Source organism: Streptomyces sp. NPDC001604, assembly GCF_042893475.1.
Classification (GTDB): domain Bacteria; phylum Actinomycetota; class Actinomycetes; order Streptomycetales; family Streptomycetaceae; genus Streptomyces.
Window position 1 is genome coordinate 792,678 of the sequence record NZ_JBIAUY010000003.1, and the last position, 14,886, is coordinate 807,563.

15 protein-coding genes are annotated in these 14,886 nt (G+C 69.1%); 10 read left to right on the top strand and 5 right to left on the bottom strand.

Features of this window, described 5'->3' with window-relative positions; genetic code table 11:
• Positions 1–510 precede the first annotated feature (510 nt).
• The 4 genes from ACFY1E_RS13020 to ACFY1E_RS13035 are packed head-to-tail and all read right to left on the bottom strand — an operon-like array spanning position 511 to position 4,120.
• Positions 511–1,923 (bottom strand): amidase family protein, encoded by a 1,413-nt coding sequence (locus tag ACFY1E_RS13020; protein WP_389074833.1) that lies wholly within the window; start codon positions 1,921–1,923, stop codon positions 511–513.
• Positions 1,920–3,128: an MAB_1171c family putative transporter gene (locus ACFY1E_RS13025; RefSeq protein WP_389074835.1), complete on the bottom strand. Its 1,209-nt coding sequence runs from the start codon at positions 3,126–3,128 to the stop codon at positions 1,920–1,922. The genes ACFY1E_RS13020 and ACFY1E_RS13025 overlap by 4 nt, the downstream gene beginning before the upstream one ends.
• A complete protein-coding gene (locus ACFY1E_RS13030; protein WP_389074837.1) occupies positions 3,125–3,643 on the bottom strand; it encodes a hypothetical protein in 519 nt (172 codons plus the stop codon). The genes ACFY1E_RS13025 and ACFY1E_RS13030 overlap by 4 nt, the downstream gene beginning before the upstream one ends.
• Positions 3,644–3,679: 36 nt before the next feature.
• The gene (locus tag ACFY1E_RS13035) at positions 3,680–4,120 is read right to left on the bottom strand and encodes an XRE family transcriptional regulator (protein WP_389074839.1); all 441 of its coding nucleotides are present in this window, start codon (positions 4,118–4,120) and stop codon (positions 3,680–3,682) included.
• 1,122 nt (positions 4,121–5,242) lie between these two features.
• On the opposite strand from ACFY1E_RS13035, the gene ACFY1E_RS13040 reads away from it, so the two are divergent.
• The 10 genes from ACFY1E_RS13040 (at position 5,243) to ACFY1E_RS13085 (ending at position 13,543) form a co-directional block, all read left to right on the top strand.
• The gene (locus ACFY1E_RS13040; RefSeq protein WP_389074842.1) at positions 5,243–6,148 is read left to right on the top strand and encodes a helix-turn-helix domain-containing protein; all 906 of its coding nucleotides are present in this window, start codon (positions 5,243–5,245) and stop codon (positions 6,146–6,148) included.
• Positions 6,149–6,153: 5 nt separating this feature from the next.
• Entirely contained in the window at positions 6,154–6,846 is a 693-nt protein-coding gene (locus ACFY1E_RS13045) for a hypothetical protein (protein WP_389074844.1), read from the top strand.
• 146 nt (positions 6,847–6,992) lie between these two features.
• Entirely contained in the window at positions 6,993–7,628 is a 636-nt protein-coding gene (locus tag ACFY1E_RS13050) for a WhiB family transcriptional regulator (RefSeq protein WP_345567217.1), read from the top strand.
• The gene (locus ACFY1E_RS13055) at positions 7,625–9,331 is read left to right on the top strand and encodes a hypothetical protein (RefSeq protein WP_389074845.1); all 1,707 of its coding nucleotides are present in this window, start codon (positions 7,625–7,627) and stop codon (positions 9,329–9,331) included. The genes ACFY1E_RS13050 and ACFY1E_RS13055 overlap by 4 nt, the downstream gene beginning before the upstream one ends.
• Complete coding sequence (locus ACFY1E_RS13060; RefSeq protein WP_389074847.1) at positions 9,328–9,519, top strand: hypothetical protein; 192 nt, start codon at positions 9,328–9,330, stop codon at positions 9,517–9,519. Before ACFY1E_RS13055 ends, ACFY1E_RS13060 begins: the two co-directional genes overlap by 4 nt.
• 120 nt (positions 9,520–9,639) lie before the next feature.
• Positions 9,640–9,855: a hypothetical protein gene (locus ACFY1E_RS13065; RefSeq protein ID WP_389074849.1), complete on the top strand. Its 216-nt coding sequence runs from the start codon at positions 9,640–9,642 to the stop codon at positions 9,853–9,855.
• The gene (locus ACFY1E_RS13070; RefSeq protein ID WP_389074851.1) at positions 9,852–10,514 is read left to right on the top strand and encodes a plasmid mobilization protein; all 663 of its coding nucleotides are present in this window, start codon (positions 9,852–9,854) and stop codon (positions 10,512–10,514) included. The genes ACFY1E_RS13065 and ACFY1E_RS13070 overlap by 4 nt, the downstream gene beginning before the upstream one ends.
• Entirely contained in the window at positions 10,511–12,235 is a 1,725-nt protein-coding gene (locus ACFY1E_RS13075) for a relaxase/mobilization nuclease domain-containing protein (protein ID WP_389074854.1), read from the top strand. The genes ACFY1E_RS13070 and ACFY1E_RS13075 overlap by 4 nt, the downstream gene beginning before the upstream one ends.
• An 82-nt stretch (positions 12,236–12,317) precedes the next feature.
• Positions 12,318–12,755, top strand: coding sequence for a hypothetical protein (locus tag ACFY1E_RS13080; protein ID WP_389074856.1), 438 nt, complete (start codon positions 12,318–12,320; stop codon positions 12,753–12,755).
• A gap of 95 nt (positions 12,756–12,850) precedes the next feature.
• Complete coding sequence (locus ACFY1E_RS13085; protein ID WP_389074857.1) at positions 12,851–13,543, top strand: hypothetical protein; 693 nt, start codon at positions 12,851–12,853, stop codon at positions 13,541–13,543.
• Between the two features lie 79 nt (positions 13,544–13,622).
• Here the strand turns inward: ACFY1E_RS13085 and ACFY1E_RS13090 are convergent, their stop codons facing one another.
• On the bottom strand, positions 13,623–14,693 hold the full coding sequence (locus ACFY1E_RS13090) for a hypothetical protein (RefSeq protein ID WP_389074860.1): 1,071 nt from the start codon (positions 14,691–14,693) through the stop codon (positions 13,623–13,625).
• Positions 14,694–14,886 lie beyond the last annotated feature (193 nt).

Here is a 14,886-nt window from a genome sequence, read left to right on the forward strand (position 1 = left end):
AGTAACGGCCGCCGGTCGGCGTGGGCAGGGCGTCCAACACGAGAGGTCCTCGGCGCTGAGCTCGGCATCGGCCGCACCGGCGTTGGCCATCAGGTTCTGTGCGCAGACAAATGCCTGCCCGCAGCACACCAGCCAATATCAGGAGGCGGTGGGCTCGGGTCATTGGCTCCCTGCCCTCTGGTGCTGTCACCTGTCGGCGGCCAGATGGTTCTCGATCTTCCGAGACCTCCGAGGTCGCTCCTGGCAGCTGTTGGCTTCGGTCATGGCACCGATGTTGGTACGGCTCCAGCCAGCAAGTCGTCCAGATCGGCTTGTTCGGAGGTGTCGCCAGCCCCGGGACACTCCCGACAGGCAGCCCGGTGGGCTCATTGAGCCCACAGCCGCCCGGCGCCTGGCTCGAATACATTCACTGTCCACCCCCGGAAGTGGGTCATCAGCCAAGCCAGCACTCTTCCCGAAGGTCATCGGCGGGCCGAGGATTCATCCAGCACAGGTACGACGGTTGCGTCCTCACCCGGAGATACAAGGCAGGGATGCCAGCCCGTCCGCCAGTCCAAGCAGAATGCGCTCAGCGTACGGCCGACCGATCATCTGGATGCCAATGGGCGGCCCCTGGGCGGTCTTGGTCACTGGTACGACCAGGCTGGGGAGGCCGATGTGGCTGGTGAGGTTGGCCCAGCCGGTCTGATCGAAGAAGCTTCGCTCTTGGTCGCCGACCACGAGGGTGCGGCTGCCTGCCGGTATCGCGGCTGTGGGGGCGGCTGGTGTGACGAGGATGTCGTGTTCCGTGAAGAACCGCTGCCAGTCCGATCGGAGTCGGGCGCGTTCTTCGTTCGCACGCAGCCAGGAACGGTGGGTTTGGGTCCGGTGGCGGAGGAAAGTCGCGCGAGGGCTGGAGTCGTCGTCCTGCAACTCTCGTGCGGCGGCGAGCTCAGTGTCAGCGACTTCGTCGCTGGTGGCGGCCGTCGCGGTGGCGTGCAGAAGCTGTTCGAACAGACGCGTGGAGTCGGCGAAGCCAACAGGTCCGTGGGTGTGTCGGACCGGGACTCCGGCTGCGATCAGGGCCTTCTCAAAGGTGACGAGGGCCTGTGCGGTCTCGTGGTCGACGGGGCAGTTCGGGTCCTCGGCCCAGATCGCAATGCGCAGTTCGTCGATGCCCTTACCGCCCGTCGGCAGGTCTACGTGCCAGGGCGTCCCCTCGGCCGGTGCCGGTGTGGTGAGCGCGGTGAGCAGCAGGTCGAGGTCTCGGGGGTGGCGAGCCAGCGGGCCCGGAGTGACCATGTCGCTGCTGGTGAGCCAGCCCGGCGGCCGGGGAACATGGCCGCGGGCCGGGACAAGTCCGTGTGTCGGCCGCAGTCCATACACCCCACAGTAGTGGGCCGGCAGACGCAGCGAGCCGGCAAGGTCGCTGCCGAGGTCGGCGGGGGTGAGGTGGGCGGCGACCGCCGCGGCAGATCCACCGGAGGAGCCGCCGACCGTCCGCGCTGGGTCGTGCGGGTTGAGCGTGGAGCCGAAGAGGGCGTTGTCGGTGTGGAGGTCCTGGCAGTAGGCGGGGGTGTTGGTCTTGCCCATGATCACCGCGCCTTGGTGGCGGAGCCGCGCGACAGCGTCGGCGTCCTGGTCGGGAATGTGGTCCGCCAGTTCCTGGGCTCCGCTGGTTGTGCGAAGGCCAGCCGTTTCGAAGCTGTCTTTGATGGTGATCGGGAGGCCTTCGAGGACCCCGCTGGCCTCGCCGCGGGCTCGGCGCTCGTCGGAGGTGTGAGCGGCTTGCCGTGCCGCTTCGTCGTCTCGGCTGATGACGGCGTTGAGGGTGCTGGCATCGATCCGATCGAGGTGGAGGTCGAGCAGCTCGCGGCTGGAGATCTCGCGGCGTTCCAAGGCGCGCAGTTGGACGTGCGCGGGCTGGCAGGTCAGGTCGGTCATGCGAATACCCGCTCGGAGTGGGAGGTGTGGGCACGTTGACGGGGAAGGTGGCGGGCGACGGCGAGGAGGGCATCGATGTCGTCCATCGGCTGGCTGGTCTCGGGGTCGGTATCGGCGAAGTCGGTGAGCCGGTCCGGATGGGGACGCTCGCCCGTCTTGCGGGCGGCGATGCCCGCGAGTATTTGGTCGGCAGAGACAGCGGCGTTCAGTTCCTCGCCCGAGAGCCCCCGCGCCCTGTGGTGGGCTTCGCTGCTTTCACGGACGCCCGCTTCGAGGTACTGACGGATCACGAAGCGGCCGTCGCGGATCTCGACCGCCCGTCGGTAGAGCTTGAACCCGATGCTGCGGAAGCGGCGACTCTGGGCAGGGTCGCCTTGGTCGACCGGCAGGCGAATCTCGGGGGCTTCGCTGTAGAAGACCAGCCACAGGCGACGCAGGCGGTAGTAGCTGAGGTACTGCCTGAACCGGTACTGGACGCTCTTGACCTGGTCGGTGATCGTGGGCACCAGCCACCCGATCAGGGTGAGCATGGCGCCGACGTCGCCGCACGTCCAGGCGAAGTTCTCCCAGCCGGCGAGGGAGATGCCGAAGGCGCCCGCGATGACGTTGCCGGTCCGCACGCCGCTGTATCCGAAGGTCACGATGGCGCCCAGGGCGACGACCCGCAGGCCAACGCGGACGGAGGTGCGCTTACTGCGCCGGGCCAGGCGCCAGCAGCCGCGGGCGAGGAGTACCTCGCCGATCGTGTACGCGGTGACGTACAGGGTCAGGTACGCGGCGTACATGTTGTCGTGCGCGTAGTACAACGTGAAATCGATCGGCCTCGGTGCGCTGGGCGTCAGCAGGGCGAAGAGCACCAGCAGCCCCGCGAACACCGCGAGGCCGGCGCCTAGCCAGGCCCGCGCTCTCCTGCGGGCGATGTTCGGGGGCGATCCCCAGTGGGTGAGTACCACCTGCTGGCAGGCGATCAGCGCGATCACGCAGCCCTGGGCCAGCGGAACGGAGAGGTTCACGGTGCCCAGGACGCGGTCGAGGTAGTTCCACATCGGGGTGATGGAGAACAGAAACGACAGGCCCGACAGCAGGAAGACGGAGGCCAGGGCCGTGGTGGCTGGGTCGCGGCGACGGGCGGGGATATCCCTCAGGAGGCAGAGGAATCCGAGGATGGCGACCACAAGGCTGATCGGGTGGAGCAGGTCTTTCACGGTCGGGTCTCCCGCCTGCGCAGCAGGGTGTACGCGACACGGTCCTGGACCTCGTCGCCGGAGGACTCGTCGCTGCGCAGCCACCGGTCGATGATCCGGCGCTGGAGGAGGGAGGCGAGGAGCTCGGTCTCGTGCTCCTCTGCGTCGTCGTACTTGGTCCGCCCCAGCATCATCTGCACGATGGCCGGGTCCATGGACGTGATGAGCGTCGGCGCCAGGGCGGACAGCGGGCGGGCCTCGTGGTGCCCGAGGAACAGGTGCATGAACTCGTGAGCGATGATCTGATCTTGATGCAGGCAGCTGGTCCGCGGGTCGTAGAACACGTAGATGACGGCATCCAAGACCGCACATGCCCCGCAGACCGACGGCGCCTGCTCTTGGGGCTGCAGGATCACCTCGCGCCCCGTACGGCGGGAGACCTCGTCGCGGAGGTCGCGGATATTCGTGACGTCGGGGAGCTCCAGCGTGGCCAGGGGGTCACCCTGGCGCCGCCTACCCGTGGACCACATTGTCATTCCTTGATCATTTCTTAAACTGTAGCCGGAATGCGGCTAGTTGGGGGGCGGCAGCCCCTCCATCTTTCGTACGCCGTCCACGAGACCGAGTACCGCTTGCTTTCCGTCCGCTGACACGTCGGACAGCCGAAGGAGTACGTTTTTGATCTTGGAATCGCGGAGCAATTCCAGCAACTTCAGTTCCTCCGCGGTCTTTTCGGCGACCTCATCATCGAACCAATAGGCGGCAGGAACGCCGAAAAAGCTTGCCAGGGCTTCAAGATGACGCTTCGTCGGATTATCTCGGCGGCCGGTGCGCAGCATCCACAGGTAGGTGGACGTCACGGTTTCGAGCCCCCGCTCGGCCATCAGCTCGGCCACTTCAGAGTTGCTGTAGGGGCCGCGGCCAGGCGGGTGCACCACTTCGTACAGGCGGTTGAGCCGGTCACTGAGCTTCTTCGTGTGAAGACTCGTCGGCTCGTCTGCTGGCTCTTTCATGATCCTTCCAAGGCGTGTGGCTCAACAGGGGTTCAGCCACTGTACTCCGCGATTAACGACAGTTGACGCACCGATCTTGCATATGAAAAGTTCTACCTCGCAAACGCTACCTGTGTTTGCGCGTCCACCCTTCGGGAGGGTCTGTCCGTTTCTACCGATAAGCGCGTATGGCATGCGTGATACACGTCACTCTTATCCAGTCGCCATTAGTTGCTCCTGTAATTACAGGACGAATTTGATCTTCGAGTGGAAGGCGCAGAGGCAACAGTGGGAAGGCTCGATCCCCTTCGCGATGCCCGCGCGGGTAATTCCGTCGGGTCATTCGGGCACTGTAGTGCGCGGCCAGTTCTCGCCTTGCTCATTGACGGACGGCTGACTCTGCGCGGCCGGGCCCGCCCCGGAACGGCACACTCGTCTGCACCGGCGGTGCGGGTCGCCCTCGCCGCCATCGCCCGCATTCCCGACACCATACGGCGGTTCGCCGCAGACTGCCCCGGCATGGCGAGTAGCGCCAAGCGCGCCGTCATGGTCGGAGCCGCCGCACTCGCACGGTTCGCCGCTGCGCCGCGTTGTGGCACAAGACACGAGGGGGTGCTGTGAGGGTCATCTCCGAGTGCGTCGGGGCGATCAGCCTGCTGCCTGTGTCGCGGTCCGCTGGCTCCGCCCCTAGGCGCACGTGCCCCCGCCCTCCGTTGCAACTTGTAGAGAGTCCTTTAGCAAGATCTGGATCTTGCCGCCGGTCCTGCATATGTTCGTCGTCCCTCACCGGGCTCTCCGCCCGGGCAGACGACGCTAGGAGCGATGTGCGGAACGCGCGATCCAGCCGGGTGAGATAGCCCCGGACACAGCGACGGCGCCCAGGGAGCGGTAACTCCCGGACGCCGAACGCCAACGGTACTCCTGCCCCGGCAAGGGCGGAGATTTACCCACCTTCACCGCACCGGTCCTTTCCTACGAGGCACACCGGCGCGGGTTTCACTACAGAGGAGAGTCTTACATGCCGCCTGCCCTGCGCAAAGGGCCGGTGTCCCCGGCTCGCGCGGCAGCCGTCCTCGCTTCACCGCCTGGCGCCCTGACCACGCACGGGTTGCCCAGCATCCGCCCCGTTTCGGTGGTACCCCGATGAGCCGGGACACCCGCGAATGGGCGTGGGAGTACAGCGCCAGCCGCGGAAACGCGCGCCTGGTTCTGCTGTCGATCGCCGACCGGATCCCCGACGAGCAGTGCGTCGCCTGGGCGTCCCTCACCTCGCTGATGAAGCGTACGAACGCGAGCCGCAACGCCGTGCGCGGCGCCCTGGTCGCGCTGGCTGAGAGCGGCGAACTCGAGGTGCTCGACGACCTCGGCGGCCCGCAGCACAGCACGGTCTATCGGCTCCCGCGCGCCGCTGCATGGCTGGCCAAGGTCGCGGCGGCCCAGGAGAACGACCCCGGCGCGTACGTCGAGCCCCTGACGGACGCCGACCCGGTACCCGACCTGGACGACGAGCGGCTGCGCAAGCACGGCATCTGGCCGAAGACGGGGTCCGAATCCGACCCCCGTCGTCAGGATCTGACCGGGTCAGAATCTGCACCCCCTCGTCAGAACCTGACCCCTCCCCGGGTCAGAATCCAACCCCCCTCCGGGTCTGAACCTGACCCCCAGAACCGTAGTGAACCGAAGGTGAACCGTAAGTACAGCAGCAGTGGTGCTGCTGACCTCACCTCCGCCGCGGACTGGCAGGTCGACGACGCGAGCCTGTCCTGGGCTCAGCAGCAGGGGCATCTCGCCCGTCTCGGCGAGCACGGCGTACAGGCCGCTGACGCGAAGTGGCGCCACCACCGCAGCACCTGGAGCCCTCGCTCCGCCGCCGCCTGGGCTGCCGACTGGCGGTCCTGGATCGCCCGAGAGCACAGCCCCGCCCCTCAGCGCCCGAACCTCTACGCCCTGCCCGGCGGCACTCCCGCGCCGCAGGCCGGCATGACCCGCGCCGACGCGCACATGGCCGCCCTGCTCGCTGCCGTCGATGAACCGACTGGAACGGAGTAACTGCCTTGGACCGCCGCGAAGTTGCTGCCGTGCTTACCTATGTCGGCCGCCTGGACCCCCGCACCATCCGCACCGACGCGGGCGAGGCCCGCGACCAGCTCGCCATGTGGCACGAGCTGCTCGGCGACGTCCCGATGGCCACCGGCCAGGGCTGGGACGTCCGCGAGATCGTCCGCAAGCGCATCGTGAGTTCGCCGTACCCGATCCTGCCGGCCGATGTGGCCCGCGAATGGCAGGCGCACCGCCGCGACCGTCTGGCCCGGCACACCGACCCGACCCCCATGGCCGACCCGGACAATCAGGAAGCCTGGCGGGCGGAGCTGCTCGCGGCGCGAGATGCCGTGGCTGCCGGAGTGGCCGCACCCTCGGCTCACCGCGGGATCACCGCGGGGCGACACCGGCCGGGGCTCAAGGACCAGCTGGCCGCCGTCGGCTCCTACATCCCGCCGGCCGTGCGCGCCGAGCTGGCCCCGTACCGCCCGGCCCGCGCCGCCCGCGAAGCCGCCATCGCCGCCGGAGGACCCGACGTCCTGAGCGTGCCGTGCGACTGGTGCCACGCCGACAAGGGCGAGCCCTGCCGCCGCCGTCGCATCAGCCTCGACGGAAGTGCCCGGGGCAACGCGCCGCGCGTCACGGCCCACCCCGGCCGCATCGACCGCGCCCTGGCTGCGCAGGCCCAGCAGGCATCCGCCGCCTGACCGCAGCCCCCTTCTCCACCAAAACGTTCCGCCTGCGGTACGGCCCCACGCCGTACCCCGAGCCCGCCTCGCAGCGTCCGCCGCACCGCGTCCCGCCACCGGTGCCGAGCGACCCGCACCCACCGAGGCGACTTCCGGAGACCGTCATGCGCCACATCACCACCAACGACACCCCGCCCCCGACGATCCGGGGCATCGCCGACCACAGCTGGCAGGAACGAGGCTTGTGCCACGGCCTGCCGGCCAAGGAGATCGACGAGCTGTTCTTCCACGCGGCCCGCGACCGCGCGGCCATCGACGCGGCCAAGGCGATCTGCGGCAACTGCCCGGTGAAGAAGGCGTGCTTCGACTACGCCCTCGACAACGAGATCCGCCAGGGCATGTGGGGCGGGCTCACCGAGGACGAGCGGCGCCCCTGGCACGCCCGAGTCAACAAGCGCCTGGACTACAGCCGCGTCAAGGCCGCATTCGAAGGCCGCGACGTCCACCTCAGCGACGCCGAGCGCGAAGCCGTCACCCGCCACGCCTACGTACGCGGCTGGAGCCCCGAGCGCCTCGCCTACGCACTGCGGCTCGACCTCGACTGGGCGCGCGACCTGATGCGCAACGCCGCACACGCCGTCGCCGACCGCGACCGCTACTGGGGGCAAGTCGACCCGGCCGAGGCAGCCGACGACGAGTACGTCGAGGACGAAGCCGCCGAGGACGCCGCCTCCCCGGTGCAGGTGCCCCGCCAGGCGCAGACCCACGCCCTGATCGCCGCTCTCCGAAAGGCCGCATGACTCACCTGATCGCCATGCCCTCCCTCCTCTCTGGCATCGAGCCCGTCCACCTCGCCGCAGCCGTCGGCGTGCTCGCCCTGGTGCTCGGCGGATGGTCGATCCGGCGTAACCGGACCCGGGCGAGCGGCCCGCGCGCCGCCACCCCCGCGGTCTGGGTCGCGGGCCTCGCCGCCCTCAACTGCACCGCCTACAGCGCCGACACCAGCTGGCGGTTCGCCGCCGACTACCTCGACATAGCCGGCACGGTAGAGCAGGCCATGATGTTCAGCGCGGCCGAGCTGGCGCTGTTCGCGACGGCGCTGATGGCCCGGCAGAACCTGAAGACCCAAGGAGCGCCCGGCCTGCCGGGTGGCCTGGTCTGGGTGATTTCCGGGGTGCAGGTCATCCCGGCGTACGCCGAGTCAGGCACGGTGGGCGGCACCGTGCGGGCCTTCGTCGGCCCGGTCATGGCGGCCGTGCTCTGGCACCTGGCCATGGGCATCGAGCTGCGACTGCACAAGCCGAACGCCGCCTCCCAAGGGCTCCTGGCCACGCTCGGACGTGAAGTGAGGGAGCGTCTCCTCTCGCGCCTGGGCGTCGCCACCCGCAACCGCGATGCCGCGCAGATCACCAAGGACCGCGCGACCCGGCGGGCCGTGGCCCTGGCCTCCCGGCTGGCCGGGATACCAGAGAAGGAGCGTGAGAACGGCCGTGGCAGCCGAATCACGCGGCGACTCCAGTCGGCTCTCGCACGATCCGGTGTCGGCACCGACCCGCAGCAGCGTCGCGCGCTTCTGGAGCAGCTGGCCGCCCGTCGGCACGCCACAGCGCTCGCCACCGTGGTCCTGCCGTCGCCCTGGATTCAGCCCGCGCGGGACCAGGACGCCGATCGCGGGGACCGGTCCCCTCTCCCCACGTCGATCGCGACTCCGTCGGCGAACGGGACGCAGGTAAGTGCGTGGGTGAGCGCGGTCCCCGGCGGCGGTCCCCGAAGCACCGCATCGATCGGGGACCGTACAGAGGGGGACCGTCCGGAGCCGGGGACGGGACGTGAGCCCGACGGGGACCGTCCCCACCCGGACTCCGTCGGCAACGGGGACCGAGCCGCCGAGTCCGGCTCGAGCCTGCTGCGCGAGGGCCAAGAGGCGGCAGTCCGGGACCAAGACACCGTGCCCGCCGGGACCGAGGAGCCCGACGACGGCGCGAGCGGCAGTGCCGAAAATGTGCACGAAGCTGCTGCTCAGGAGGGCACAGGCCCGTCCCCGGCGGCCATCACCATCGGGGACGAGGGCCGGGAGAACCCGGACGCCGAAACGGGAACCGAGCCCCACGGGGACCGTCCCCACACCGTCCCCAACGACGACGGGGACCGCGAACACCCCGACACCGAAACGGGGACCGAACCCAACGGGGACCGTCCCCACACCGTCCCCGTACGGCGGACGCCGAAAGCGAGGGCGTCCCGGAACCGGCCGCGCGGCGGTCAATCCCAATGGTCCCGGAAGCAGCCGAAACTGAGCGTGGAGGAGATGGTCGAGCGGGTCCGTCCCCATGTGCCCGCGCTGCTGGAGCGGGACGGCAACGAGTCGCTGACCCGGGTTCAGCTGCGGGAGATCCTCCGTTCACAGCAGATCCGGGGAGGGCGGAACGAGCATCTGACGCCGGTTCTGCAGCGGCTCCGCGACGAGGCGGGCACCACCGCGGCACGGAGTACGGCTCGATGAAGACCTGCCAGCGTTTCGCACACATCAAGGCCGGCTTCGAGCAGGACATCCGCTTCCTGCACGCTCACGCCGAGCGTCACCAGGGATCCGCGCCGGCGAAGACCAGCGCGAAGAACGCCATGTCGGTGAAGCGGAACATGGCGCGGGCCTTGAACCGGCACCTCGACCGCTGCCCCGAGTGCGGCTGACGGCCACAAACAAGCAGGTCAGGAGCCTACTTCCGCCTATCCGTCCGGTGGCCCGGCCTCGGCCGGGCCACCGCCCCCGCACTGAAGGGACCCGCTATTCCTGCCCGTCACCACCCGCGTATGCACCCACCGTCCACCGCCGAGGCCGCCGCCTGGGCGGAGGTGCTCGTAGGCCACCAGCTCCTGTACGCAGCCGTGCTGACCCCGGCCGGCCAGTGGCTCGTCCAGCACCGCGCCGAATCCCTTGTCCACGTCCTCCACGGCCCGAGAGCCATGGTCGATCTGGCCGCCGAAATCCAGTACCGCATCCGCACCACGAGGAACCGCACCCGATGACGAACCCGACGACAACCCCCACTCCCGCGCCAGGTGAGCCGGAAACCAACTCGACCTCGTCGCGAGCAAGTTGGTGCAAGAGCATTGCTCCCGGTGGGAGCAATGCTCTTGCGTCTCCCGCCCCGGGGGTGGCGGGAGCGGATCGGCACCAGGGGGCGCCGATCCGTCAGGATGCGACCGAGGGCGGCTCGCATCCTGAAGAAGGGGAAAGCCACTCCTGCCACAGCGACGACTGCACCCACGCCATACCGCCCAAGCCCCACGTCCAGCAGCGTGAGCGCCTGCGCGACGAGAAAAAGCGCATGCACCAGCCGAGCTGCCGCATGAACGACGACGAGTACCAGCTCCTCGTGCGTGCCGCTGCCGCCTGCAACATGAGCGTCGCCAATTACCTCGCCCGCGCCGCGCTCAAGGCCGCCCGCAACCTCGACCTCACCGCCGCAGAAATCGCCGGCGAACGCGACATGCTGAAGGGGCTGTTCGACCTGCGTACCGCACTGAACCGGATCGGCAACAACCTCAACCAGGTTGCGGCAGCCCTCAATTCGGACGAGCCCGCGCCGCAGGCCAGGGCAGTCCTCGCTCGTGTCGACCGGGTCTCCTTGGATGTGGACGTACTCGTCCAGCGCTACCTGGACGGCGGGCGTCCGGCTGCATGATCCCCAAAGTCCACGACATGGGCACGGACACCCGCGGCCTGGTGGCCTACCTGTACGGCCCCGGCAAGGCCGAGGAACACATCGACCCACACCTCGTTGCGGCGTGGGACCGCCTGGCCCCCGACCCCGGCCGCGACCCCAAAGCGACATACGGCGACCTGCAGCGCCTGCTCGACCAGCCCATCATGGCCCTGCCCGAAAGCGCCAGGCCCGCCGAGCACGTCTGGCACCTGTCCGTACGCGCTGCCCCCGAAGACCCGATCCTCACCGATGAGCAGTGGGCGGACATTGCCCGCCGCATGGTCGCCGCCACCGGCATCGCCCCCGAAGGCGACGACGCCGCCTGCCGCTGGGCAGCCGTCCGCCACGCCGACGACCACATCCACATCATCGCCACCGTCGTCCGCCATGACGGCCGCCAAGCCCGCATCCGCCACGATGGCGCCCGCTCCCAGGCGGAGGCTCGGAAGATCGAAGTCGACTACGGGCTACGCCGGTTGAACACCGGCGACGGAACCGCCGCCAAGCGCCCCACCAGCGCCGAACGCCATAAGGCGAACCGCCAGGGCAAGGAACGAACGCCACGCGAGGAACTGCGGGAGACGGTGCGCCGCGCCGCCGCCGGCGTTGCCAGCGAGCAGGAGTTCTTCGACCGCCTGGCCGCCGCCGGCCTCCTGGTCAGCCAGCGCGTCGCACCCTCCGGCGATCTGCTCGGCTACAAGGTCGCGCTGCCCGACGACCGCAACGAGGACCAGGAGCCGATCTACTATTCGGGCTCCACCCTCGCACCCGACCTCTCCCTACCGCGCATCCGCGAGCGATGGGCCGGCAACGGCTCCGGACCCGACCCCAAAGCCGCCGCGGACCGCTCCTCCGGCTCGGCGCGTGTCAACCCGTCGACCGCGCGGCGCCAGGCGACGACGGCGGTCTGGCAGGCCGTACTCGTCGTCGACCAGAGCGACGACGGGCAGATCGCCGCGCAGATCGCCGCGGCCGGCGAGGTCCTCGACGCGCTCGCCAAGACCTCGGCCGCGCACACCCGGCGCGAACTGCGAGATGCCGCCTGGGCGTTCGAGCGGGCCTCCCGCTCCCACATCCGGGCCGAACGGGGCCACGACCGTGGTCTGCGGCAGGCTGCCCGTGACCTCGTCTACGGCGGGCCGGCGCTCGGCCGTGGGGAGGACGGCGCCACCACCGCCATGTTGATCGACATGGTGTTCTTCCTAGTCACAGCCGCCGCCCACTGGCACGGGAAGAAGGAGCACGCCCAGCAGGCCGCTGCTGCCCGCCAGGCCGCCGAGCACCTACGCGCCGCTTACCAGGCCGCCGCGCCGATGTACCTGTCCGTCATGCACCAGCGCGGTCGGCGTCTGTCCCAGCCCCTGCAGCGCAAGCAGGCCGCCTACCTGCGCCAGGCCGTCCCGGAGCTGGCCGAGCAGGTCCTCACCGAGCAGGGCTGGTACGCCCTTGCCGCCACGCTCGCCGATGTCGAGCACGCTGGGCACGACCCGGCCGCGCTCCTAGCCGAGGCCGCCGAGCGACGGGAGTTGGACACCGCAGACTCGATCAGCGACGTGCTCGTGTGGCGGCTGCGGCGCATGGCCGATCTGCCCGCCGACCCTTCCGCCATGCCCGAGCACACGGCCACCGCGCCCACCGCCGCCCGCGGTGCTGCGCAGCGCGCGACGCATCGCACCGACCGTCCCGCCAAGTCCCGCTGAATTCAACATTCTTAGAGTTGCAGCAGGTCAGGGACTTGCGGCACTCTCCTCGTGCAGGCGAGACGACAGAGATGGAGACGGCATGTTCCGACGCAATCGTGCGGACCGAGACTTCCGTGAAGCCCAACGTGCCGGCCAGGCGGTGCTGGCGATGCACACCGAGATGCCGCTGCCGGACGCACCCAGCCCGGTCCCTGCCTCGGCTGCGCCGGCGGCCACGGTGGTGCCCGACTTCCTGCCGCCGGACTTCCGGGCGCCGTCCCGCCAGGACGTCTCGGGGTTCATGATGCGCTGGGACCTGCCGCTCGTCATCGACGGCGAGGTCCACGCGTGCCACTGCGGTGCGTACCGAAACTGGATCGTCTTCAACATGCGCGACGACTCGGTGTGGCTCCGCTGCCCGGTCGGCCACGAAGCGGAGGAGACCCGACTGGACACCGCCTGGTACAACCGCAACTCAGGTCCGGTCGACCACTGCCACCCCACTCTCGAAGACGGACTGCGCCACCTCGGCCGCTGAAGCCCCGAAACCCCTTCCCTCACCCCTGCGTTCGTCGGCGCCCGGAGGGCCGACCCGGTCAGACCATCCGTCTCGCATCACCAAGGGGTTTCCGCATGCGCCGTTCCACCACGACCGCCCTCGGCCTCGGCACCGTCTTCAGCTTCCTCGCCCTGACCGGCTGCTCCAGCCACACCGAGCCCGCCGACGCCTCGGACGCATCCTCCGCACCCGCGCACCGGGGCGGCAGCTCGGCATCCGCGCCGCTGTCCTCGACGCAGCTGAACCAGCGGCTGCTGAACGAAAGCGACCTGGGCGAGGGCTACACCCGCAAGCCCGAGCCCGCTCGCAGCAACGACGACGTCACCGTCATCGGCTGCCCGGCGCTGGAGAAGCTCGGCAGCGACGCGGCTACCGGCTCCGGCCTCGACTTCAGCCGCAAGGCGAAGGCGTCCTTCACCTACTCCGGCAGCAGCAGCTCCGAGGTCAGCGAGGAGCTGTACAGCGACAACGCCGCGAAGTTGTCCAAGGGCATCGGGAAGATCTTCGACGCGATGCTCTCCTGCCCCTCCTACCAGGTGACGTCGGGCAGCACGGTCGTCGACATGGGCACCGCGAAGACGTCCGCGCCGGACCTCGGCGACGAGCAGTGGAGCCAGCTGCTTACCTACTCCGCCGACGGACAGCGCAGCGTCGTCAAGCAGACAGCGATCCGCACCGGCACCATCCTGGTCATCGTCTCCGGCTCGCCGGGCCTCGTGGACGCTCACCTGGACAAGGCGCTCGCCAAGGCGCGTACCGCACACTGACCTGCTCCTCCATCTGCCCCGGTGTCCGGGCCTGTCCGTCCGACAGGCCCGGACACCGGGGTTTCGGCGTGTGAGGCGATCAGCTGGCGAAGCGGAGTTCGCCGGGCTCGTAGCGGAGTTGGAATGTCTGCGCGTGCTCCCCGTCCATCCAGTACAGGGTCATGGTCGACAGCATGCTGCGCTTGATATATCGGGTCCGCGCGGGCATTCCTTCGTCCTGTTCGACGATCCAGGCTTCCACCCGCTCCGGCAGACCGAACCTCAACGCGTATGCCTCTGGGTGCTCCGCTGAGCGCAGTTCCCAAACCGGGTGTGAGGCTGTCTGATTGATGCGACGCAGGCGCACTGCGTGCGTGGGGTGCGCTTTCGCGTAATCGACGAAGGCGTATAGATCATCCGAGGCCAGTCCCAAGACGAACGGCGCTGCAGGAAAGGCCAGGACAAGCCCCAGCTGCGACCGGCTGTGCAGGGCCTGCGCCAGGTAATCGAGTGGTACGCGGAATGTATCGGTCAGGTCCACGGCGTCGTACATATCCAGCAGCGGGCCGCGAAGGTATGCCCGTATCTCGCGCACCTTCGGCCGCTCGGCCGCGGGAGTCACTTCGAGTGCTGCGTGAATCGTGTCGGCGGTGGCCTTGACGAGATTCCGCAGTACAGCGAAGTCCGGTGCGGAGAGGTCAATCAGGGATATCTGGTGGGCCAGAGCGTAGTCCTGTGCCTCCGGGCTGAAGCCGGACGTAGAGAAGATCGCGTAGCTATAGCGGTATCGCGTCCGCGGCCGGCCGGTCCCTGGGGCGGTGAGCGTTGTGGTCTCGCCCTCGTTCACGTCGTGGATCACACCGTGGCCGTTGCGTACAGTGGGCAAACCAACTGGCGTTGTGGTCAGGTACTTTGCCTCCACGAACAGGCGGACAGGCAGTGAGAACGGCGGGACGTACCGGAACTGTCCGAGCGCGTCGACCTGGTGCCATGCCCCGCGTCCACGGACCAGCAGACCGTTCTTGTCCTCCTTCAACACCTTCCATGGCTCTTTGTCCTTGTCGTCGTTAGCCGTGAGGACTTCGAAGCCGCTGGACCGCAACAACCAGGCCAGCACCTCCTCCAGGAGGTGGCCGCGCAGTGGTCCTTTGCCGATTACTTTGCCTGCCACGACGGCGATCCTATGCACGGCCCGGATCTTGGTTTCAGGGCGCCGTCAGGAGTTCGCTGATGCTGGTACGGCGAAGGCCCGGTGGTTCCACTCCCGTGAAGGGAGTGGGTACAGACCCCCGCGGGGGAGGGGGGGTCCCCCCCCCCGGCCCCCCCCCCGGCCCCCCCGGGGGGAGAGGCGGAGCCGCGCGGGC

Excerpts from the sequence above, each read along its gene's own strand:
- ACFY1E_RS13050 (WP_345567217.1), top strand. The coding sequence starts at position 6,993 with ATGCGCCACATCACCACCAACGACACCCCGCCCCCGACGATCCGGGGC.
- ACFY1E_RS13055 (WP_389074845.1), top strand. The coding sequence starts at position 7,625 with ATGACTCACCTGATCGCCATGCCCTCCCTCCTCTCTGGCATCGAGCCC.
- ACFY1E_RS13075 (WP_389074854.1), top strand. The coding sequence starts at position 10,511 with ATGATCCCCAAAGTCCACGACATGGGCACGGACACCCGCGGCCTGGTG.
- ACFY1E_RS13070 (WP_389074851.1), top strand. The coding sequence starts at position 9,852 with ATGACGAACCCGACGACAACCCCCACTCCCGCGCCAGGTGAGCCGGAA.
- ACFY1E_RS13035 (WP_389074839.1), bottom strand. The coding sequence starts at position 4,120 with ATGAAAGAGCCAGCAGACGAGCCGACGAGTCTTCACACGAAGAAGCTC.
- ACFY1E_RS13085 (WP_389074857.1), top strand. The coding sequence starts at position 12,851 with ATGCGCCGTTCCACCACGACCGCCCTCGGCCTCGGCACCGTCTTCAGC.
- ACFY1E_RS13020 (WP_389074833.1), bottom strand. The coding sequence starts at position 1,923 with ATGACCGACCTGACCTGCCAGCCCGCGCACGTCCAACTGCGCGCCTTG.
- ACFY1E_RS13030 (WP_389074837.1), bottom strand. The coding sequence starts at position 3,643 with ATGACAATGTGGTCCACGGGTAGGCGGCGCCAGGGTGACCCCCTGGCC.
- ACFY1E_RS13040 (WP_389074842.1), top strand. The coding sequence starts at position 5,243 with ATGAGCCGGGACACCCGCGAATGGGCGTGGGAGTACAGCGCCAGCCGC.
- ACFY1E_RS13060 (WP_389074847.1), top strand. The coding sequence starts at position 9,328 with ATGAAGACCTGCCAGCGTTTCGCACACATCAAGGCCGGCTTCGAGCAG.
- ACFY1E_RS13080 (WP_389074856.1), top strand. The coding sequence starts at position 12,318 with ATGTTCCGACGCAATCGTGCGGACCGAGACTTCCGTGAAGCCCAACGT.
- ACFY1E_RS13065 (WP_389074849.1), top strand. The coding sequence starts at position 9,640 with ATGCACCCACCGTCCACCGCCGAGGCCGCCGCCTGGGCGGAGGTGCTC.